This window comes from Mucilaginibacter sp. PAMB04168, from assembly GCF_039634365.2.
GTDB lineage: Bacteria > Bacteroidota > Bacteroidia > Sphingobacteriales > Sphingobacteriaceae > Mucilaginibacter.
Genome location: NZ_CP155079.2, coordinates 3899285 through 3919343, shown reverse-complemented (window position 1 = coordinate 3919343; position 20059 = coordinate 3899285). Strand labels below are relative to the sequence as shown.

At 43.7% G+C, this 20059-nt stretch carries 17 protein-coding genes; 9 read left to right on the top strand and 8 right to left on the bottom strand.

Features of this window, described 5'->3' with window-relative positions; translation table 11 throughout:
* Positions 1-29: 29 nt before the first annotated feature.
* The 3 genes from ABDD94_RS16625 to ABDD94_RS16615 form a co-directional block, all read right to left on the bottom strand.
* Positions 30-596, bottom strand: a complete 567-nt coding sequence (locus ABDD94_RS16625; RefSeq protein WP_345950974.1) for an L-threonylcarbamoyladenylate synthase — start codon at positions 594-596, stop codon at positions 30-32.
* The gene (locus ABDD94_RS16620; protein WP_345953192.1) at positions 589-1716 is read right to left on the bottom strand and encodes a glycosyltransferase family 1 protein; all 1128 of its coding nucleotides are present in this window, start codon (positions 1714-1716) and stop codon (positions 589-591) included. Before ABDD94_RS16620 ends, ABDD94_RS16625 begins: the two co-directional genes overlap by 8 nt.
* A 122-nt stretch (positions 1717-1838) precedes the next feature.
* Positions 1839-2657: a 2,3,4,5-tetrahydropyridine-2,6-dicarboxylate N-succinyltransferase gene (locus tag ABDD94_RS16615; protein WP_345953191.1), complete on the bottom strand. Its 819-nt coding sequence runs from the start codon at positions 2655-2657 to the stop codon at positions 1839-1841.
* Positions 2658-2853: 196 nt separating this feature from the next.
* On the opposite strand from ABDD94_RS16615, the gene ABDD94_RS16610 reads away from it, so the two are divergent.
* Genes ABDD94_RS16610 through ABDD94_RS16600 form a run of 3 tightly spaced genes read left to right on the top strand, consistent with a single transcriptional unit; the run spans position 2854 to position 3939 of the window.
* A complete protein-coding gene (locus ABDD94_RS16610) occupies positions 2854-3207 on the top strand; it encodes a hypothetical protein (protein WP_345953190.1) in 354 nt (117 codons plus the stop codon).
* A gap of 34 nt (positions 3208-3241) precedes the next feature.
* Positions 3242-3664 (top strand): RNA-binding S4 domain-containing protein, encoded by a 423-nt coding sequence (locus ABDD94_RS16605; protein WP_345950977.1) that lies wholly within the window; start codon positions 3242-3244, stop codon positions 3662-3664.
* The gene (locus ABDD94_RS16600; RefSeq protein WP_345953189.1) at positions 3661-3939 is read left to right on the top strand and encodes a SelT/SelW/SelH family protein; all 279 of its coding nucleotides are present in this window, start codon (positions 3661-3663) and stop codon (positions 3937-3939) included. The genes ABDD94_RS16605 and ABDD94_RS16600 overlap by 4 nt, the downstream gene beginning before the upstream one ends.
* Before the next feature lie 143 nt (positions 3940-4082).
* On the opposite strand, the gene ABDD94_RS16595 is transcribed toward ABDD94_RS16600, so the two are convergent.
* Positions 4083-4553 (bottom strand): nucleoside deaminase, encoded by a 471-nt coding sequence (locus ABDD94_RS16595; RefSeq protein ID WP_345953188.1) that lies wholly within the window; start codon positions 4551-4553, stop codon positions 4083-4085.
* 133 nt (positions 4554-4686) lie between these two features.
* Positions 4687-5298 (bottom strand): OmpH family outer membrane protein, encoded by a 612-nt coding sequence (locus ABDD94_RS16590; protein WP_345950980.1) that lies wholly within the window; start codon positions 5296-5298, stop codon positions 4687-4689.
* Between the two features lie 151 nt (positions 5299-5449).
* On the opposite strand from ABDD94_RS16590, the gene gyrB reads away from it, so the two are divergent.
* The 6 genes from gyrB to ABDD94_RS16560 all read left to right on the top strand — a co-directional run bounded on the left by gyrB (position 5450) and on the right by ABDD94_RS16560 (position 11921).
* Positions 5450-7408 carry a DNA topoisomerase (ATP-hydrolyzing) subunit B gene (gene gyrB, locus ABDD94_RS16585; protein ID WP_345953187.1) on the top strand — a complete coding sequence of 653 codons (1959 nt, stop codon included), beginning with the start codon at positions 5450-5452 and terminating at the stop codon, positions 7406-7408.
* A 151-nt stretch (positions 7409-7559) separates the two neighbouring features.
* Entirely contained in the window at positions 7560-7898 is a 339-nt protein-coding gene (locus tag ABDD94_RS16580; protein WP_345953186.1) for a PadR family transcriptional regulator, read from the top strand.
* On the top strand, positions 7895-8557 hold the full coding sequence (locus ABDD94_RS16575; protein WP_345953185.1) for a hypothetical protein: 663 nt from the start codon (positions 7895-7897) through the stop codon (positions 8555-8557). Before ABDD94_RS16580 ends, ABDD94_RS16575 begins: the two co-directional genes overlap by 4 nt.
* The gene (locus tag ABDD94_RS16570) at positions 8554-9240 is read left to right on the top strand and encodes a hypothetical protein (protein WP_345953184.1); all 687 of its coding nucleotides are present in this window, start codon (positions 8554-8556) and stop codon (positions 9238-9240) included. Before ABDD94_RS16575 ends, ABDD94_RS16570 begins: the two co-directional genes overlap by 4 nt.
* A 72-nt stretch (positions 9241-9312) precedes the next feature.
* A complete protein-coding gene (locus ABDD94_RS16565) occupies positions 9313-10017 on the top strand; it encodes a 3'-5' exonuclease (protein ID WP_345953183.1) in 705 nt (234 codons plus the stop codon).
* Positions 10014-11921, top strand: coding sequence for a DUF294 nucleotidyltransferase-like domain-containing protein (locus ABDD94_RS16560; RefSeq protein WP_345953182.1), 1908 nt, complete (start codon positions 10014-10016; stop codon positions 11919-11921). Before ABDD94_RS16565 ends, ABDD94_RS16560 begins: the two co-directional genes overlap by 4 nt.
* Before the next feature lie 76 nt (positions 11922-11997).
* Here the strand turns inward: ABDD94_RS16560 and ABDD94_RS16555 are convergent, their stop codons facing one another.
* The 3 genes from ABDD94_RS16555 to ABDD94_RS16545 all read right to left on the bottom strand — a co-directional run bounded on the left by ABDD94_RS16555 (position 11998) and on the right by ABDD94_RS16545 (position 20034).
* On the bottom strand, positions 11998-12426 hold the full coding sequence (locus tag ABDD94_RS16555; protein ID WP_345953181.1) for a retropepsin-like aspartic protease: 429 nt from the start codon (positions 12424-12426) through the stop codon (positions 11998-12000).
* 92 nt (positions 12427-12518) lie between these two features.
* Positions 12519-14771, bottom strand: coding sequence for a BamA/TamA family outer membrane protein (locus ABDD94_RS16550; RefSeq protein ID WP_345953180.1), 2253 nt, complete (start codon positions 14769-14771; stop codon positions 12519-12521).
* A gap of 4 nt (positions 14772-14775) precedes the next feature.
* On the bottom strand, positions 14776-20034 hold the full coding sequence (locus tag ABDD94_RS16545) for a translocation/assembly module TamB domain-containing protein (protein ID WP_345953179.1): 5259 nt from the start codon (positions 20032-20034) through the stop codon (positions 14776-14778).
* Positions 20035-20059: the final 25 nt, after the last annotated feature.

The following is a 20059-nucleotide window of genomic DNA, read 5'->3' as shown; positions in this document are numbered from 1 at the left end:
AAATTTAAGGTATGATACAGGTATTAAACTTAACGTCTGATAAATTCAAACTTTCCGCTTGGATCCAAACGCATGATGGTAGACGGCTTTTTGGCCGAAAGGTCGTGCTGGTCGATATCAACTACATAATCCACACCATCAATAATTTCCGGCGATATTTGCTGAAAGTTTTGTGGCGATGGCTGTCCGCTTATATTAGCAGAGGTTGATACCAGCGGTTTGCGCAGGCGTTGTATAAGTTGCTGGCAAAAGGGGTGTTTACTGACACGCACACCAATGCTGCCGTCCTCGGCAATAAGAGCCGGTGGGAGATTTTTAGCGCCGGGCATAACCAGTGTTAACGGGTTTTCTGCAAACTCAATTAAATCATAAGCAATGGCCGGTACCTCACGTATATAGCTTTCCAGCTTGTTCTCCGTATCCAGCAAAACAATCATGCTTTTTTCTTGAGCACGCTGCTTTAGTTTATATATCTTCTCTATGGCTTCGGTATTGGTAGCATCGCACCCTAAACCCCAAATAGTATCGGTAGGGTACAAAATAATACCTCCTTGCTGTACAACGTCAAAAGCCTTTTTTACCTCGTCTCTAAGCATGTGTAAGTGTGTTTTGGTACAGGGCCATTAATTGGCCGGCAAGTTTTTCATCGTCAAAGTTATGACAATATTCGAAGCCTTTCAAAGCCATGTTTTGCCTCAGCGCGGGCATGTTCCAAACACGGTTTATCTTCTTAGCCAGGTCGTGCTCGTTGTCGGGATCAACATAAACGCTATCCGGGCCGCCAGCCTCTTCCAGGCAGGAGCCGGTTGCAGCAATAACAGGTGTACCTGAGTGCAAGGCTTCGAGTACAGGTATGCCAAACCCTTCGTAGCGTGAGGGGTAAATAAATATGGTTGCCAGCTGGTATATAGCCGGCAGCTCATCAAAGCTCACCTCATGCAAAAAAGTTACGCGATTGCCCAGCTGATGCTGTTCTATAAAAGCTTTTACTTGATCAAGATAAGGCGTAGGCTTGCCAACCACAACTAAAGGAATGTTTCCCCGCGTGTATTGCAGCGACTTGACAAGCAGCAGCAGGTTTTTACGCTCCTCAATTGTCCCAACCGTTAGCAGAAACCTTTTAGGCAACTTGTATTTTTTTTGCACGGTGGTTTTGTAATTATCGTTTTGACGTAGCGAAAAGGCCCGGTCGCAGTTTTGATATACTACCTCAATCTTAGCTGCATCGACTCCGAGTAATTCAATCAGGTCGTTTTTGGTCTTTTGGCTAATGGCAACTATACGGTTAGCCGCTTTACAAGCGTATTTAATTTTTACTTTGTAAATGGTGCGGTTTATCCAGCCGTAATAATGCGGAAAGCGCAGAAAGATCAGATCGTGCACAGTTAGCACGCTTTTTACGCCACTTTGCTGAATGCCAAGAGGCAGTTCATGACTTAACCCATGGTATAACTGAATCTCATCGCTTTTCAGATTTTTAACTATACCCTTTGTGCGCCACCAAGAAGAAAGAAATTTGTTATCCGGCTCAACGCATTTGGTGTTAAGCAAACTTTGTAACGAGCCTAAATGCCGATTATCTTTTATTTTAGGCGTGTATAACCAATAACTGTTATCAGGATAATACGTTGCCATAGCTTTGATCAACCACCTGCTGTAATTACCCAGGCCGGTATTATTTAAAAAAGCTCGCTTGGCATCGTAGCCGATGTTCATAGATTGGTTATAAGTTAAAACGGCATTGCGAGGAACAAAGCAATCTCTGAGCTGGATACGAACAATAGAAATGTCCCCCCGCAGCGATTGCTTCATTCCCCGCAATGAGGAAATAAGATTAATTATACAGCTACGTTGTTATCACGTAATGCATCGTTTAATGAAGTCTTTTTATCGGTTGATTCTTTGCGTTTGCCAATAATTAAAGCACAAGGAACCTGGTATTCACCGGCAGGGAACTTTTTAGTGTAAGAGCCAGGAATAACTACCGAGCGGGCAGGTACGCGGCCTTTATACTCAACTGGTTTTTCGCCGGTAACATCTATAATCTTAGTAGAAGCAGTTAATACTACGTTGGCGCCTAAAACGGCTTCGCGTTCTACATGTACGCCCTCTACTACAATAGCGCGTGAACCAATAAAGCAGTTATCTTCAATAATTACCGGTGCCGCTTGTACTGGCTCCAGTACACCACCAATGCCTACACCACCGCTCAGGTGGCAATGCTTGCCAATTTGTGCACATGAACCTACTGTTGCCCAGGTATCTACCATGGTACCTTCATCTACATAGGCGCCTATGTTTACGTATGATGGCATCATGATTACGCCTTTGGCCAGGTAAGCGCCATAACGGGCAATACCATGAGGCACCACACGCACGCCGGTTTTCTTGTAATCGGTTTTTAGCTTCATTTTATCATGAAACACAAACGGACCTACCTTTATCTCCTCCATTTGCATGATAGGGAAGTACAGGATAACAGCTTTTTTAACCCAGTCGTTTACGTGCCAGCGGTTAGTGATTAATTCGGCAACACGCATTTCGCCCTTATCAAGGCGCTCAATAACGGTTTCAACCGCATTGACATATTCATTCATATTGAGTAATCCCCGGTCTTCCCAGGCATCCTCGATCATTTTTTTTAAAGTAGCGGGCATGATTAAAGTTTTCGCAAATTAAGGGAATTTTAGGCATATTAGGAACGCTTGTATCATCAACACGCGAATAAGCACTATCCCTACCTTACATTACTCAGCAATGCAGTACGTCAAAGCCCAATACATTTTTATTTTAACCGCGGTAATTGTTATATTTTTCGGTTGGCTAAGTTCTTCCTGGCAATTCGTTATCAGTATGAATGATACTTACTACATTATAACTTGGTGGTGGTGGTCTGGTATACCAGCAATGGTGTTAATTGGGTATGGTATTATATATGAACTGTTTGACAGCTATAATAAACCGGTAAACCGTTTTATAGCGTTAAGCCATGTTCTACTGAGTGTTCTATTCATATTTACAGCGCTTTATGCCGGCACATTCAACTATGCCGGGCCCAGGCGCTATTATTCTTTTATGCGGAAGTCGCCTATTTTTTATGAGCAAACGTTAATGTGGTTTGCAATTGTTGTGTTTGTTTTAAGTCTGCTTGTTTTTTTAGCGGGTATCATTAGCGCGTTGGTAAAAGGTAAACTATCTGTTCGTTAAATCAATTTTAAGCAGATAGTGTTAAATTTGTACTATGCCTGAAAAAGAAAAGCTCCGTATAGATAAATACCTGTGGTCCATTCGCCTGTTTAAAACACGTACGCTGGCCTCTGATGCCTGTAAAGCTGGCCGTGTAAAATTAAATGGCACCAATATCAAACCCTCGCACGAGGTTAAGGTAGGGGAGATATACCATGTATCTAAAGGGCTAGAACGCAAAGTGGTGAAAGTAACGGGTTTGCTGGAAAGCAGGACTGATGCCAAAACTGCTGTAATGTTTTATGATGATATTACGCCCGTTGAGCAAACTACGGCTTTTAAATCTATGTTCCATGCACCTGTACTAAGCCGTGACCGCGGTGCAGGCCGACCGACCAAACGCGACCGCCGTGAGATTGATGATTTGCAAGGCGGCTATTTTACCCCTGCCAAACCTGACGAAGAGGACAGCGAATGAAGCCGACTATCAGTATAGAATATTGCCCCAAGTGCGGCTGGATGCTACGGGCGGCCTACATGTCGCAAGAACTGCTCACCACATTTACTGATGATGTGCACGGCGTGTTATTGCAGCCGAGCGAGGTGAGCGGCAGTTACGTGATTCGTGTCAACGATCAGGAGATCTTTAACCGTAAACTTGAAGACCGTTTTCCGGAGATTAAAGAATTAAAACAATTGGTACGTGATGTAGTGGCCCCTGAAAAAAGTTTAGGGCATTCAGATAAGAAGTAATTTATTTAAGTCACTGTCATCCCGAACAACAATAAGATATCTTCCCGAAGGAATTTTCATCGGTTCACCGCTTCGAAAAGATTTCTCGCCATTATCGAAATGACAGTGCTCGTTGATTGGCTCCCGCTTTACGAGCCCGCATTTTAATAATGTGTTTTCGATACCGAAGTTTCCCAAGCCTTAAATGCCCCTAAAGCTTCGTCGCGCAGTAACTCTACTACGGGTAACTTGCGTTGGTCTTTCGGGCGCTCCAGTTCTTCATAAATAAACTGATCATCAAAGCCTATAGCAGCCGCATCACTTTTGTTGTTGGCATAGTATATCTTGTCTAACCGCGCCCAATAAATAGCGCCCAGGCACATGGGGCAGGGCTCGCAGCTGGTGTAAATTACGCAGCCTTCCAAACTAAAGGTTCCCAATTCCTGGCAGGCCAGTCGTATAGCCGATACCTCGGCATGGGCAGTAGGGTCATTGCTGGGTACCACCTTGTTGCCGCTGGCCGCTACAACTTTATCACCTTTTACAATTACGGCACCAAACGGACCGCCCAATCCCAGCGCAACATTTTGCTCTGAAAGGCCAATGGCCATGCGCATAAATTCTTCGTGGTTCATAAACCCCTCCTAAGTCCTCCCCCTGAAGGGAAGACTTTAATGTGAAAATTAGTAGTTAAAAATAATGCCTTCTGCTTTTGATCAGCAGAAGGCACTCTATATTTGTTCCATCCCTCCAGGGAGAGTTAGGCTATTATTTTTTGTCTTTAGCGTAAGCCTCATTTAGTTTTTTAACCACATCGCTGGTTATATCCAGGCTTGGGTCGCCGTATAAAATACCACTGTTGCCTTTTTGGTAGGTCATTACCATCTTGTAGCCTTTATCTTTAGCATAAGTTTTCAAAAACTCGGCAACTTTTTCATAAAGTTTAGCCTGCTCGCCGGCCTGGTCATTTTGTACCTGGGCTCCTGCATTTTGCTGGTAAGCTTGTAATTCCTGCTGTTTGCGTTGCAGGCGTTGCTCGGTAGCCTGGCGCTGATCGGCAGGCATGGTAGCAGCAGCTTTTTGATACTCGGCCACTTCACGTTGAAAAGCCTGGCCTCTGTTCACAAGGTCGGCCTGTGCAGCTTTGCCTTTTTTCTCCAAACGCGCGCTCATGTCTTTAAAGTAATCGTACTTGGTTAACAATGAGTCAGAGTTTACAAATACAATTTCTTCAGCCTTAGGTGTTGCAGAAGCAGAGGTTGCCGCTGGTGTGGCAGCTGTAGTTTTTTCTTCGGTTTTGTTCTGGTTGCAGGCGGCTAAGCTTCCTGCCAGTAATAAGCTTAAAGTAATTTTCGATATCATCGAAGCCGGGGTTTTCATCTTGCTCAATTAAAAAAATTTCACAAATATATCATTTCAATCGCACTATCCTAATCATTTTTAATGACCTGTGTGTGACTGCCCAAGTTATCAACATACGTTTAAATTGCTCAAAAAAGCGTATATTTGTTAGTTATTTTTAAACTTAAACATGAGCGAAGAAATTCAGGACAGATCCAATTACTCAGCAGATAATATTCAGGTTCTGGAAGGCTTGGAAGCAGTACGCAAAAGACCTTCCATGTATATTGGCGATACGGGCGTAAAAGGCCTGCACCACCTGGTATATGAGGTGGTTGATAACTCGATTGACGAGGCCATGGCTGGTTACTGCGATACCATTAAGGTTACTATTCACGAAGGAAATTCCATCACTGTTGAAGATAATGGCCGTGGTATTCCTACAGGTATCAATACCAAAGAAAATAAATCCGCGCTTGAAATTGTAATGACCGTATTACACGCCGGTGGTAAATTTGATAAAGATACCTATAAGGTTTCGGGCGGTTTGCATGGTGTGGGTGTAAGTTGTGTTAACGCACTCTCTACCCATTTAATAACACTGGTACACCGCGAGGGTAAAGTATTTACCCAAGAGTACGAGCGTGGTAAACCCATGTTTGAGGTAAAAGCCATTGGCGAATCAAACCGTACGGGTACCATTCAATGGTTTCAGCCCGATCCGGAAATTTTTACCCAAACCATAGAATATAAATATGACACACTGGCCGCCCGCTTACGCGAGCTGGCTTTCTTAAATAAAGGCATCCGCTTAACGTTAACAGACGAGCGCGTTACCGAAGATGATGGTACACACCCAACAGAGGAGTTCTACTCTGAAGGTGGCTTAAAAGAGTTTGTTAAATTTTTGGACGGCACCCGTGCATCTATTATTCCTGAGCCTATTTATGTAGAGGGTATTAAACAGGGCATACCGGTTGAACTAGCCCTGCAATACAACGAAACTTATAGCGAAAACGTTCACTCTTACGTCAACAACATTAATACTATTGAGGGCGGTACGCATGTGGCCGGTTTCAGAATGGGCTTAACACGTACTTTAAAAGCCTATGCTGATAAATCGGGCTTGCTAAAGAATGTGAAGGTTGATATTACCGGCGATGACTTCAGAGAGGGCTTAACAGCAATTATTTCAGTGAAAGTAGCCGAGCCTCAGTTTGAAGGCCAAACTAAATCCAAACTGGGTAACAGTGAGGTAAGTGGTGCGGTTAACGTTGCCGTGGGTGAGGTATTAGGAATTTACCTGGAAGAAAACCCAAAAGAGGCAAGACTGATTGTTAACAAAGTGATTTTGGCAGCTACTGCCCGTGCAGCTGCTCGTAAGGCGCGCGAAATGGTACAACGCAAAAGCGTAATGACAGGTTCGGGCTTGCCTGGCAAACTGGCCGATTGTGCTAATAGTGATCCTTCGGTTTGTGAAATATTCCTGGTGGAAGGTGACTCGGCTGGTGGTACAGCCAAACAAGGCCGTGCACGTGATTTTCAGGCTATATTGCCATTGAGGGGTAAGATCCTGAACGTGGAAAAAGCAATGGAGCATAAGATCTACGAGAATGAAGAGATCAAGAACATGTTTACAGCTTTAGGTGTAAGTATTGGTACGCCTGAGGACGACAAAGCACTGAACATTTCTAAGCTGCGTTATCATAAAATCGTAATCATGACGGATGCTGACGTGGATGGCTCGCACATTACCACGCTAATCTTGACCTTCTTTTTCCGTTACATGAAAGAGCTGGTTGAGCACGGTTATGTGTACATAGCATCGCCGCCATTGTACCTGGTTAAAAAAGGTAAAGAGTTTGAATACTGCTGGACCGATGAGCAGCGCAATACCGCCATACAGCGCCTTAAAGGTGCCGGTAAAGAGGATAGCGTACATGTACAGCGTTACAAAGGTTTAGGTGAGATGAACGACGTACAGTTGTGGGACACTACCATGAACCCTGCAACCCGTACTTTGCGCCGTGCAACCATTGAAAATGCTGCCGAGTGTGATCACACTTTCTCTATGCTAATGGGGGATGAAGTTGCACCACGTCGGGAGTTTATTGAGAAAAATGCCAAGTATGCACGTATTGATGCATAATTAGTGTTTATAACGTTTTTGCGAGATAAATATCAATCTCTTTAGAAATAGAGGTAAAGCAAAAGCCCTGCTTAAATAAGCAGGGCTTTTTTTGGTTAAAATGAATTACCTAATTTTCTTAGGTATATAAAAAAGTTATACATTTGCTTATATGAGCACAAGCCCTTTATTAAAAGGAACTTTACAAACCATCATCCTCAAACTATTGGAGGATAATAAGCAAATGTATGGTTATGAAATTACTCAAAAAGTAAAAGATCTTACCGCAGGCGAATTGAAGTTGACTGAAGGCGCCTTGTATCCTGCCTTGCACAAGCTGGAAGCTGACGGGCTACTGGAAACCTTTAACGAAGTAGTAGATAACCGTGTGCGCAAATATTACCGGTTAACCCAACAAGGAGGGCAGGAAGTAAGCAGCAAGCTGCAGGAAGCCCAGGCATTTATTGAACAACTGCAGCTATTGTTAAACCTAAAATCACACACCGCATGAAAATGACCGTTGCACAGCAGGAAAATATCCGCGAGGTGCTTTGGAACCGGCTGAAGTACCGCGAAACCTTTGACGAATTGTACGATCATATACTCACTGCTATCGAAGAAGATGAGGATGATACACCTCCACACTTAATTGCGGATACAATCATCAAGCAGGAATTTGGCGGTTGGGATAACATCAAAGAATTAGAGAAAGGCCGTGAAAAGAACGTGCAAAGTCAATTCAGGAACGCCTTGTGGGTAGAGGTAAAAAGTTATTTTCGTGTTCCGTTCATTGCATTTACCCTGCTGGTCGCCGTAAGCTTTTACTTTTCGGCCGACTATATATCCCGTAAGCTTTTAATGCTCATTTTGTTTACAGCGGTAATGATGCCAGCCGTGATGTGGTACCGTATAGCACCCTGCAACCGTTGGAGCAGGAAATATAAAGCTTCTGTTAAAGAAAGCAGCGCCAACAACTTAGGTACCTTAGGCATATCACTGTTTAACATGCTTATTTTTTTACCGGCTTTGTTTTCAAAGCAGCAAAACTATAAATTTATGTTGCAGGCTCATGCGTCACTGGTTGCGGTAGCGGCTGCAATTTTAATCATTTACAGTGTCAGTGCTGTTAAAGTATTTCAGCAAAATTTAAAAACTTCGCTGGTGTCATGACCCTCACAGCAGTTGATATCAATCAGATCAAACAGTTTGTTTCCAAGCGCGGCTTTACCGAGCCCGATTTGCAGATGGAAATTATTGATCACGTATGCTGCCGGGTTGAGGAGTTGATGGCTGCTAAGCCTACGTTGCTTTTAACTGATGCTATTGGTTTGGTACATTCCGAATTTGGTCCGTTAGGTTTTAGTGTTTTTGAAGACAGCATGCGCAGCAACCTGCGCACACGCTACCTGCGTATGTTTAAGCAAAACCTTTACACTGTGGTTAACTGGAAAACAATACCATTGATGCTGGGCATAGGATATTTACTTTCCATCCTATTTAACTCTATTCAGCGACCACAATACCTGTTTGGTGTTACCGGTTTTTTGATGCTTTTGGTACTGATTTTTTACGCTATAGCTAACGAAATCCGTTTTAAGCGATATAGTCGAATGCTTACTTTTAAAACAGGTAACAGTTATCTGCTCATTAGTACCACAGCATTCCAGGTTTATAACCTCCTGTTTATACAGCTAAAAGTTTACCAACGGCTACAAGAAGAATTTATGGGCATAGTATGGGCGCTGGTGATTTTACTACTATCGGTCATTTTTTACGCCATTAATAAAACGCAGCTTCATGCTATTGAAGCCTGTAAAGAGTTAGAAGAGAAATACACTTTGGTAAACGGCTGATGCTTTAAATCAATATCGGTATTAATGGTTGTAATTTAGTATTTTGCCCAAGCAAACAATTACTAACCACTGGTGACCAATTACCTCCTCTTTGTAGATGTTGAAACATCCGGCTTGCCGGTTAACTGGCACCTGCCATATTCGGCGGAGGGTAATTGGCCATCGGCCGTACAGGTAAGCTGGCTGGTATATACTCCTGACGGTCAGGAAGTAAAACGCGAAACCCATTATATACTTAACACCGATTTTTTTATAACGCCACGGGCTATGGAAATACATGGCATTAACCCGGGTATACTGGCTGTAAAAGGCAAATTGCGTAACCAGGTAATGGAAATGTTAGCTGATGACCTGAATAAATATCAGCCACTGGTGGTAGGCCATTTTGTGCAGCTGGATTATCATGTACTGGGCGCCGATTTTTACCGGGCCGGTATAGATAATCCACTGCCGCAATTACCCCTGTTTTGCACCATGCTGGCTACTACCCAATTCATCTGGAACCCTATGCCGCAAAGCTTGCTGCTGGGCGATTTATATGCTTATTTGTTTTATAAACCAATGCAAAACCAGCATAATGCCCTAAATGATGCCGAGGCTACAGCGCAGTGCTTTTTCGAACTGATGCACAGAGGGGAAATGAATGAGAAGCTAATTAGCCTGCAGCAGGACCAGGCCGGAATCAAAAATTTGAAAGCAAAATCGGGCAAGTTATTACAAGTATTTATTCCGCTGGTAATTTTGATACTGATAATTCTATTAGCACACCATCTATGAATGAGCGTGTAAAATATTTGCAAAGCATCACCCCCTTTAATCTCTTACCCATAGAGGTTTTGCAAAGCGTTGCGGAACAGCTACAGGAAGTAAGTTATAAAAAAGATACGATTATATACCAGCAGGAAACCACCAAGCTGAAAGGGGTAGACATTATCGTTAAAGGGCAGTATGAGTCGTTTTTTTATGATAGTATACAAAATAAGCGCCTGATAGAATACCACGATGCTGGTTTTTGTTATGGCGGCGTTTCGGTGTTGCTTAACCGCAGGCAATCGTTACGCACGGTAATTGCCAAAAAAGGTACGCTGGTTTATTTTTTGCACCGTAAAGACTTCAGGGCCCTGTGCAAGGCATATGAGGATTTCTTCCTGTACTTTACCGCCGAGTTTGGCAAGCGCATGCAAAATGAGGAGTTTGTGCATTTCTTTAAGCGCCCTGCCGCCTTTGAGGAAAGCTATTTGGCTGCCGATCAGATTTATTCGCGTAAAATTGAGAGTGTAGAGTATCGTCCCATTGTGCAATGTACGGGCGATACACCTATTTTTGAAGCGGCCGCACACATGGCTTCGCATAAAGTAAGTTGCCTTTTTGTAACCGACGAAGCGAACCATATAGTTGGCTACGTAACCGATATTACCCTGCGTGATAAGGTAATTGCCCAGCAACGCAGTGCCGCTGATGCTGTAAGCAGCGTAATGGATAACCCCATTGTTGCCATTGATGTGGAAGCTTATGTGTATGAGGCTGTGCTGATGATGTTCAGTACCAAAACACGTTACTTACTGGTAAAAAAGGATGGCCAATACGTTGGCTTTTTAAGCCGTAACAAACTGCTGAGCGAACAGGCACAATCGCCTCTGGTGTTCATACAGTCGGTTAAATCTGCAGTAAGTGATGAAGAGCTGAAACGTAAATGGGATTCGGTACCGCACTTTGTAAACCAGTTGTTGGAGCGCGGTGTAAACGCCCAGATTGCCAACCAGGTAATTAGCACTATTGCCGATACCATTGCGCAAAAAGTAATTGAAAGCACTATTGATGTGGTAGGTTTACCGCCGGCCAAATTTGTGTTTATGGTATTGGGTAGTGAAGGACGCAAGGAGCAAACTTTTAAGACCGACCAAGACAATGCCATTATTTACGAGGATAAGGCCAACGAACACCGAGAAGAAGTAAGGGAGTATTTTCTCGACTTTGCACAGCAGGTATCAGGCCGGTTAAATAGTATTGGCATTAGTTACTGCACCGGAGGTTTTATGGCGCAAAACCCAAAATGGACGCATTCACTTTCGCACTGGAAACGTAATTATATAAGCTGGATGGCTGAATCGCTGCCCGAAACGGTGATTAATTTTTCTACCTTTTTTGATTGCCGTTTTGTGTATGGAGATGCGTCTATTATGGATGAGTTGCACGAGTTTTTAAACGAGGAATTGCAAAAGCCTATGGACAAGTTGTTCCATAACATGGCCATAAATGCCTTGCAGTATGAGCCGCCGCTAACCTTTTTTAACACCATACGCACGTTTAAAAAGAATGAGCGGGAAGTGTTTGATATTAAAAAAGCAATGACGCCTATTGTGGATCTGGTGCGGGTATACGCCTTAAAGAACCGTGTTTTTGAAGTAAATACAGGTGAGCGGATGAAAGCATTGCGCAAGTTGGAAGTATTCTCAGAAACGGCTTACCATGAGCTTTCACAATCATATTACTTTTTAATGAGCATGCGCCTTAAAAAACAAGCCGTGCAAATTATTTACGATAAAGCCTCACCCGATAATTACATTGACCTATCCAGCCTTACTAAAATTGAGCGGGTAACTCTGAAGGAGATCTTTAAAGTGATTGGCAATTTCCAATCGAAAATAAAGATGGATTTTACCAACAGCGTATTAGGTTAGATGTACGTAAGAGGCAAGAGACAAGATGTAATTTGGCATTTTAGACCATCATGACCCTCGGTCATCACCGATTCTTTTACATTTGCTTTAATTTCAGGGTTTTCTTTCCGTAATCTATCACCGCATTGTATTCCATTAAAATATCGCCGCCAAGTACGCCCAGCACCTGCGGGTGGTTGAATTGAGCATAGGCCTGATTAATGGTTGAGAGGTCTAAGATAGCAACCTCAAAGCCGGTCAATTTAAAACGTCCCAGCTTTAACTCGGGTATAACTGCCGTGAAAGATTCCATGGATAACGTGCCCAAGCCGGCTGAAAATCTGTTGGTAGATTCGATATCAATCTTATTAGGAGTCTGTAATAGCGTTTGGTGATCAAAAACCGTTTTTGATGCACCGGTATCTAACACAAGTTTGTAGGCTTTACGGCCAATTTTGACGTCAACCAGTAGGTGATAGCCGTCGCCTTGCATATCGATGATATGAAGCGGAATGTTGATATTCATGAGCGGTAAAAGTAACAGAATAGTAAACGGTATTAAAATAAAAACGCCATCCACGTAGTACGAGATGGCGTTTTTTATTTTGTTGTCAGTATTTAGAATGGATACCCAATAGCTAAGTTAAATACCATTTTATCATTAGCAGTATCAGACTTGTAAGGGCGGGTCAGCGGGAAACCAAAGTCGGTACGTAATACCAGTATGCTGGCATCAAAGCGCAAACCAAAGCCAGCATCGGTAGCCAGTTGGGTTAAAAACTTCTTATTGAACGTGCCGCCGGGCAGCGTTGCATAAGATTTGGCGTTCCATATGTTACCTGCATCGAAAAACAGCGCGCCATAAACAATGCTGAAAAGGTGAGGACGGTATTCTACGTTGGCTTCTAATTTAATATCACCCGACTGATCGCCTATAAAGCCGTTAGGATTTGCTGACAGAGGATCAACTGTACCCGGACCGATAGAACGAGCCCTGAAACCGCGTAAGCTGTTAGCACCGCCAATAAAGAATTGTTGACTGTACGGCAATATAGTGGAGTTTCCGTAAGGCAAACCAGCACTTGCAATTACACGCGCAGCAACTGTGCTTTTTGGGCCAAGCTTGTGAAAAAATCTGAATTCATTTTCCAGCTTAACATACTGGTTGTAGTTGGTTCCGAATAGTTTTTTTGCGTTACCGGCTAATGTATCGGCACCGCTCACAATACCCAGTACATTGCCCGATAAGCTCACACGGCCGTTGTAATAAACGGTATTAGTACGATAAGTTTCGGTAGTATTGGTGTAAGTATAACTGTAAGTTGGACCAAAAGTAAACTGCGGATCAATAACATGCTTAAGGGCCGGGTTTGGTGTCCTTCTAATGCTGTCCCTATATAATTCGGTTACACTTGCAGGTTTTACATAAGTTACCATCAGCAAGTTAAGCTCATGTTGTTTGTGTACGCTTTGTTTCCATTGATAACCAAATGATCCGTTAAACGAACTTAAATTATAGAGCTGACTACGGTTGATGATGGAATAGCCCAAGCTAAAGTTAGTGCGCGGAATGTAAGCGTTATCGGCACTGAAATTAAAAGGACTAATAAACCTCGGCCACGATAATGTGGTTTGAATACCTACCTGCGATAAAGCATAGCCACCGTTGTTAGCAGCTATTTGTCCATCGGTGCTACCAAACAAAGTAACGGTGAGCGCCTCGGCACCTTTAAAGGCATTGCGGTGACGCCAGTTAATATTTAGCTGTGTACCATTATAATTGGCCGATGTAGTACGTACCAAGGCATCAAAAGAAAGCGTTTTACGTGGGTACTGTGTTAAAAAGTAAAACACATTAAGTTTGGCCGAATCTGTGGTTACATCCTCAAAGCGGTTCTTTACGAATTTAAACGGCCCTAATTCTACAAAGCGGTTTAGTGAGTTATTATGGTCGGTACGGTTATAAACTTCGCCTGGGTGCAGTAAAACCGTGTTTTTAAATACAAACGGCCTTACGGTTCGGCGGCGAGTTTCTATAATATTATACCAGCGATAAGATAGGGCAGAATCTAATTTAAGCGCAGTGTCTCTTAACGAATAGTTAGGATACACATAAATCTTATTGATCTTGTAAACCTGCCGTGCACGATCGCTCACGTCGTCTTTAATTTTGATACGCGCATCGATTTGATGACCGGCTACGGTGGTGTCGAACGCGCTGAAAATTAGATTTTCGGGCGCAAAGTAGTAAAAGCCTTTTTCCTTAAGCCGGGCATCTATTCGTAAGCGTTCGGCCTTAATGGCATCCAAGTTATACTGGTCGCCCTTTTTTAAGATAGTCTCGCCTGCAGTAGCCGCAATTGCGCTATCTAACGGGTTGGTACCACTTGGCCATATGATATTGCGGTACTTGTAAGACGGGCCTGCCGATACGGTATAAACCGCCTTGGCAACCTTCTCTTTACCCACAGTATCTCCCGCTACCTGGGCCTGAAAATAGCTGCGGTTTTGCAAGCGATTTTGTAAAATACTGCTGTTTTGTACCAGGTCTACAGCGCTTACCAATACAGGTGGCTCGCCAAACTTGGTATTTAGCCAGTGCTTTAAACCTTTAGTTTTGGTAGTACGTGTTTTTTGGTAAACCCAAAGTTTAAACCTGAACGGACCAATCTTGCCGTTAGGCTTTGGTCTTAATAAACCTTGCAGGTCACTTTTTATAAAGCTTTTTTCTTTTTTAGGCAGGTCTTTATCAGTAAAATTTATTTCAGCACCGGTATATAATTTTTGGCCTGCAGGCAAATCTTTGGTGGTACTGCATGCGCTTAAAAGTATAACCGATGTTAAAGTAAAATATGCTAAATTTTTAATCATAGGTTTAGTTTGTCGTAGCGGTAGTAGTCTGCTTTGGTTCTTCAGCAGGCTGTTGTTGTTTTTCTTTTTCTTCTTGTTGTTCTTTGCGTTCTTTTTCTTCGCGTTTCTTTTGACGCAGTAACGCTTTTTCTTCCCGGCTGTTTTTCGAGAAGATCTCTTTAAAGCGGTTGTAATCTACATTGAGCGAGAAGCCAACGCCGGTTTCAATAACCTGACCCTGTATTACAATGTATTGGTCGCGGCGGTAAGCACGTAGCATATAGCGGCCATCTTTAGTTAGGCGGTAATTAACAGATACGTTGCCCGCAATGGTGCTTGATTGCTGACCCGGTTGCTGTTTACCCTCTAATTGGAAGTTGTTACCAATGGTTACAGTAAGCCTGTCGTTCAGGAAGCGTTTGGATAGCCCTACGTTCAGGTCCGTCCGGTTTTGTTCGGTACCGGTTGAGTAATCCTGTCCGGATTGCAGGTCGAAGTTCAAATCGAAGCCTCCGATCATGTTACCAGCCAGTTTATTCAGCTGGTTTGAAAGTAAGCTGCTTACACTGTTACGAACGGCGCCTTCAACACCTGCACTGCCACCCTGGCTTTGCAGTGGGTTATCTCCAATGAAGTGGCCCAATACCAATACACCCAGTACTTGTTTATTCATTTCATTAGGATCTCGGCGTATTTGGCCAAGACGAACATTTACAGCGTCTATAACATCTGGCTGAACGGTGTAATTACTATCAGGCAAAACGATATCGAAGCCAATACGCGGAGTTAGTAATTGGTCGCGTAGGCTCAGGTTTACATTGAATGGCAGTTTTTGTTTATACATACCGCTTTGTGCATCGGTTCCGGCCGACTGGTTTTCAACCAGGTCAATAGGTGGAATATTGGCTACATAAATAGCCGTTAAGTCAACAGTTGCATTGGTGGGGTCGCCGTTCCAAACAATGGTACTGCCTTGTTTAAAGCGGAACAGGCGATTAACCGGACCATAAGATAACTGATAAGAACCTTCATTAACTGTATAGGTACCGGTTAGGTTGATTTTACCACTTGGATCAATGCCGGCACTTAGCTGAGCGTCACCTTTAATGTGTACTACATCACCATTGCGTTCATCAATCACAATGTTAAAGTTGGCGTTCTTACTAACGTTCAGCGTAGCATTTAAATCCAACCCGGTTACGTCCGATTTCCGTAAAGAGTCCAGTCGTTTGGCTATAAGGATTGAATCAAGGTTAGGGTCTTTGGATACAAATTCAACCACGCCTTTCCGGTCTTCAATACTTGGATCGGTTGTGGGCAGCACAAAGGTCATATCCGTTTTGTCGTTCACGGTAAGGCTGGCATCTACAATAGGCTTGTTCATGTCGCCACGTATTTTCACCCGGCTGTCTACATAAAGTTGTCCATAAAATAACTTATTGTCGGCACGTGTAGAGTTAACCGCACGGAAATTATCCATACGCATATCAATACCAAAGCGGAAATCCGTATAGGTCTTGGTATAAACTGCCCCGGTAACCACAGCTTTATTTCCGGTCGAGTCGACCAGGGTAAAGTCGTTGAAGCGCACACCTTCGCTGGTAAAGCTTATGCTCTCGTTTGGCATAGTGAAATACGAGTTCAGCATCGATACATTAAAGCCAACCTGGTTGAACTTTATATCGCCGCGTACGCTTGGTGCAGTGGTAGTTCCGGTAATTTTTAAACCACCGGTTATATTACCCGAAGCCCGGCGTATGTTACCAAAGCTGAAGCCTTCAACGCTCTTCATGCTTAGGTTTACAATGTTCAGGTTCAAGTCCATACGGCCTTCGGGTGCAGTATAGTACATGCCGGTTAAATCAACCTGGTTGCCTTTACCTGTTATACTTACATTGGCTGCATAGGCATTAGCAGTTTGATTGTTGACCTTAATGGCAATGTTACCCACTGTATCGCCTTTAAAGCTAAAGTCACCAACGTTCATGTTAGCCACAAAAACAGGGGACGCTTGCAGGTTGCTTACTACGGCGTTACCGTTAATGGTACCACCTACCAGTAAGGAATCCTGTTGAGCTAAACGGGTTAAAGTTTCTATATGGAAATTAGTGAATTGGACAGTTAGCGGTGCATTGGCCTGCGGTGGGTTGCTGTTGATACTTAGTACCTGATTGTTACTGGTGATGGCAAAATCGCGTGCCAGGATGCCTTTATTGCCATACTGGAACATGTTGTTAGGGTTAACAGCCCACTCGGTATAATCGAGTAATAAACCGTTTTGCAGGAAGTTGAACTGGTAAGCGCTTGGCAATACACTGAAAACACCGGCAATACGGTAACGCTCTTTGCGGGCAGCATCACGTACTTGCAGGCTCAGGTTCAGTTTATCATTTGCGGCGTTGCCAGTTATACTTGGATAAAGCAGCTTTAAGCTCGAGCCGGCCTGTATCTGGTCGAAAGTTAAGCTATAGTTTAATGCGTTGTTTGTATTAATGTTCAGCTTGCCATTGCTTACAATGTTAGTGCCGTATACCACACGCGGTATAGAACCGTTTACCAGTAATTCACCGGATTGACTGTTAAAGCGGCCGTTAATCACTATAGGATCCAGCTGTTTCAAATCAGGAACAAACTGTGTAACTAGCGGTGTTTTTACCATGCGCAGGTCAAAGTTAAACTGCTGTGGCGAATAAGGTGGCGTTTTAACTGCACCGCCACGTGTGGTTGGGGCAGCGGCTAAAGCGGTGTTGAAGTACTTGTTAATGTTATCTTGCAGTGCGGTGCCTATTTGGGTAAGCTTGTATTTACCACCCAAATGGGCGCTTAAAAATGGCGTGCTTAGGCGAAGGCTGCTACTATCGGCGTTAGCGGTGGATACCACACTCACGGTATCTAGCTGTATGCGCTGGCCTTTGTTTACAACCAGCATGTCGGTTAGCAGGACGCTACCGTTCAGAAAATCCGGGTCGGCAGTTGGCAAATTAGCCACCAGCTTGCCATGAAAACGCATATCATCCTTTACAAAGTTCAATTTTTGCAGGTTAATGCTGTCTATCATCATCGTTGCATTGACAGACGGATACTTCTTGTTCATGTTAGCCTTTGCATCCAAACTAAAGTTGATGTTCGGGTCTTTCATGCGGGCATTAGCCACATAGCTGCCGTTGCGGGCGCTGCCTTTAGCAACCAGATTGCGATAAGTGTAGCCTTTAACCTGCGCGCTCACAACATTAGCTGCAAAACGCACGTTCAAATGTTTTGGATCAGCTCCGGCACCTTCCACATTGGCCGTAAGGGTTAAGCGTCCTACGGTTTGGGGCTGCTTTGTTAGCGCGCCTGCGTTAAGGTTATTTACCCGCACTTTGGCGGCGTATTGTATGCGGTTGATGTTGGTAGCATTCTTCACGTTGGCAGTTACATCGGCACTACCATAGCTCGAGCGCAAGTTCATTTGCGTGGCCAGGTTAGCCATATTGCCTTTCAACTTGCCTTTTAAGCTCATGTATTCTGGTATGCTTACGCTCGGCGGAATGGTGCCCCGTGGTGCCAGGCGCATAATATCGCGGCGGCTGGTGGTAAAATCGGCCAGGTTTACATCAAAGTAAGCTTTGTTTACATCGGGCAGTCCGCGTAGTACGGCCGATGTTTTAATGTGTGTATTAGATAGGCCTATCAGTTCAAAGTTTTGTATCCGTAAATCGTTTACCCGGCCACTCACCCGGCCGTTTATGCGTAATACCGCATTAGGCGTGCTTCTGAAAGGTTCCATGCTGGCCATTGTAGGCATCAGCAGCAACACATCGCGCAATCCCAAACGGCTGCCGTCCAAATTGGCGTTAATACCTAAAGCGCCAATGTTCTTAGTCAGGCTTTCAATGCTGGGGTAGGTTACTTCTAAATTACGTTGAATAACTGTTTGCGGCGTTTCTACATATAAGTCTTTCAGGTAAGCACTTTTTGGACCGTATAAAAAGCTCGTGTGAAACTGTTTCAGGTTAAAACCACTTTTGTCGCTGAAGGTAAATTGGTTTACCTTACCGGTAATGGTATCGGTTGTATAAGCCAGGTCATCAATATCGGTAGATAGATTTTTAATGTCCATGTGGGCAAAGTCCAAACCCCGACGCAGGGGCGCTGTAGCATCGTTGTCAAACTTAATGTCGTTATTGGCGAAGGTGATTTTGCCTACAGTAGCGCGCCACGGTGCACTACTTTTAGGCGCGGTTACCAGTGTATCCAGCTTTTTAACACCTTTCTCTATCGCTTTAGCAACCGATTCGGGTTTAGACAAACGCAGGTTAGCTTTGGTGTCATTTAACGTAATGCTCTTAACACCCACGCGCTGGTTCTTAAGGTCTATCTTATCCATCTCAACCAGTAATTTACCCAGGTTGGTAACGGTAGACATTTCTTTAGTGCGGTAATCAACCTTAATTTTAGAAAAATCGATGGTACCCAGCTCCAATTTCAGATTAAGCGGCGTAGTAGCGGTATCAACAGCGTTGGTTTGGGCGATGGTAGATCCTGCCGGGGTTTGTATAATGCGGGCGTTAACATCGCTCAGGTTTATCTTAGGGATAGCGAACCGCATGCTGTCCAAATCAAAAGTCTTAATGCGGGTGTCAAAGTGGCCCAGCAAAAATTTAACGTCGTTGCCTGTAGTTACATCCTTATAGGCAATGTTAATACGGTCGAGGATGATCTTATCCAGCGCAAACTTCATGCTGGAGGTAGTATCGGTTGGTTTAGGTTCCTTTTTTTGCTCGCCGGCAAAGGCCTTAATAATGTAATCGAAGTTAAAGGTACTGTCGGCACCGCGGCTTATTTTGGCAGTAATGCCTTGCAAGTTAATTTCGTTAATTTCAACCTGGCTTTTCAGCAGTTTCATCATGCTGATGTCAACCTTCAGTTTGTCGCCTGCAATAAGGGTATCGCGTTTCTGATCTTCAAAGTAAACGTCTTCCAAAACCAGCATTTTCGGAAAGCCGATGGTGATGTGACCAATTTCAACTTTGGTATGAATTTTACCTTCTAAAAAGCTTACGGCTTTATTTTTTGCGAATTGTTGTACAGCGGGTACTTGTATCAAAAGAACTACAAGCAGCACCAGAAAAATGACACTGCCAACTATCCAAAGAATGGTTTTTAAAGCTATACGTCCAAATTTTTCCAATTTTAGTAGATTTTCAAGGTGGAGTTTGATGTGTGTTTGAAGTAGTACAAACACTATGCCTCCGGCTTCCTGAGCGAAGTGCAGAGGGGTATCTAAGTTAGAAACCTGCATGGCCTAAAAATGTTTTTACAGATTA

Coding starts and splice junctions, on each gene's coding strand:
- ABDD94_RS16595 (WP_345953188.1), bottom strand. CDS start 4,553: ATGAACCACGAAGAATTTATGCGCATGGCCATTGGCCTTTCAGAGCAA.
- ABDD94_RS16620 (WP_345953192.1), bottom strand. CDS start 1,716: ATGAACATCGGCTACGATGCCAAGCGAGCTTTTTTAAATAATACCGGC.
- ABDD94_RS16580 (WP_345953186.1), top strand. CDS start 7,560: ATGAGCACAAGCCCTTTATTAAAAGGAACTTTACAAACCATCATCCTC.
- ABDD94_RS16600 (WP_345953189.1), top strand. CDS start 3,661: ATGAAGCCGACTATCAGTATAGAATATTGCCCCAAGTGCGGCTGGATG.
- ABDD94_RS16625 (WP_345950974.1), bottom strand. CDS start 596: ATGCTTAGAGACGAGGTAAAAAAGGCTTTTGACGTTGTACAGCAAGGA.
- ABDD94_RS16590 (WP_345950980.1), bottom strand. CDS start 5,298: ATGAAAACCCCGGCTTCGATGATATCGAAAATTACTTTAAGCTTATTA.
- ABDD94_RS16545 (WP_345953179.1), bottom strand. CDS start 20,034: ATGCAGGTTTCTAACTTAGATACCCCTCTGCACTTCGCTCAGGAAGCC.
- ABDD94_RS16550 (WP_345953180.1), bottom strand. CDS start 14,771: ATGATTAAAAATTTAGCATATTTTACTTTAACATCGGTTATACTTTTA.
- gyrB (WP_345953187.1), top strand. CDS start 5,450: ATGAGCGAAGAAATTCAGGACAGATCCAATTACTCAGCAGATAATATT.
- ABDD94_RS16615 (WP_345953191.1), bottom strand. CDS start 2,657: ATGCCCGCTACTTTAAAAAAAATGATCGAGGATGCCTGGGAAGACCGG.
- ABDD94_RS16570 (WP_345953184.1), top strand. CDS start 8,554: ATGACCCTCACAGCAGTTGATATCAATCAGATCAAACAGTTTGTTTCC.
- ABDD94_RS16605 (WP_345950977.1), top strand. CDS start 3,242: ATGCCTGAAAAAGAAAAGCTCCGTATAGATAAATACCTGTGGTCCATT.
- ABDD94_RS16575 (WP_345953185.1), top strand. CDS start 7,895: ATGAAAATGACCGTTGCACAGCAGGAAAATATCCGCGAGGTGCTTTGG.
- ABDD94_RS16560 (WP_345953182.1), top strand. CDS start 10,014: ATGAATGAGCGTGTAAAATATTTGCAAAGCATCACCCCCTTTAATCTC.
- ABDD94_RS16555 (WP_345953181.1), bottom strand. CDS start 12,426: ATGAATATCAACATTCCGCTTCATATCATCGATATGCAAGGCGACGGC.
- ABDD94_RS16610 (WP_345953190.1), top strand. CDS start 2,854: ATGAATGATACTTACTACATTATAACTTGGTGGTGGTGGTCTGGTATA.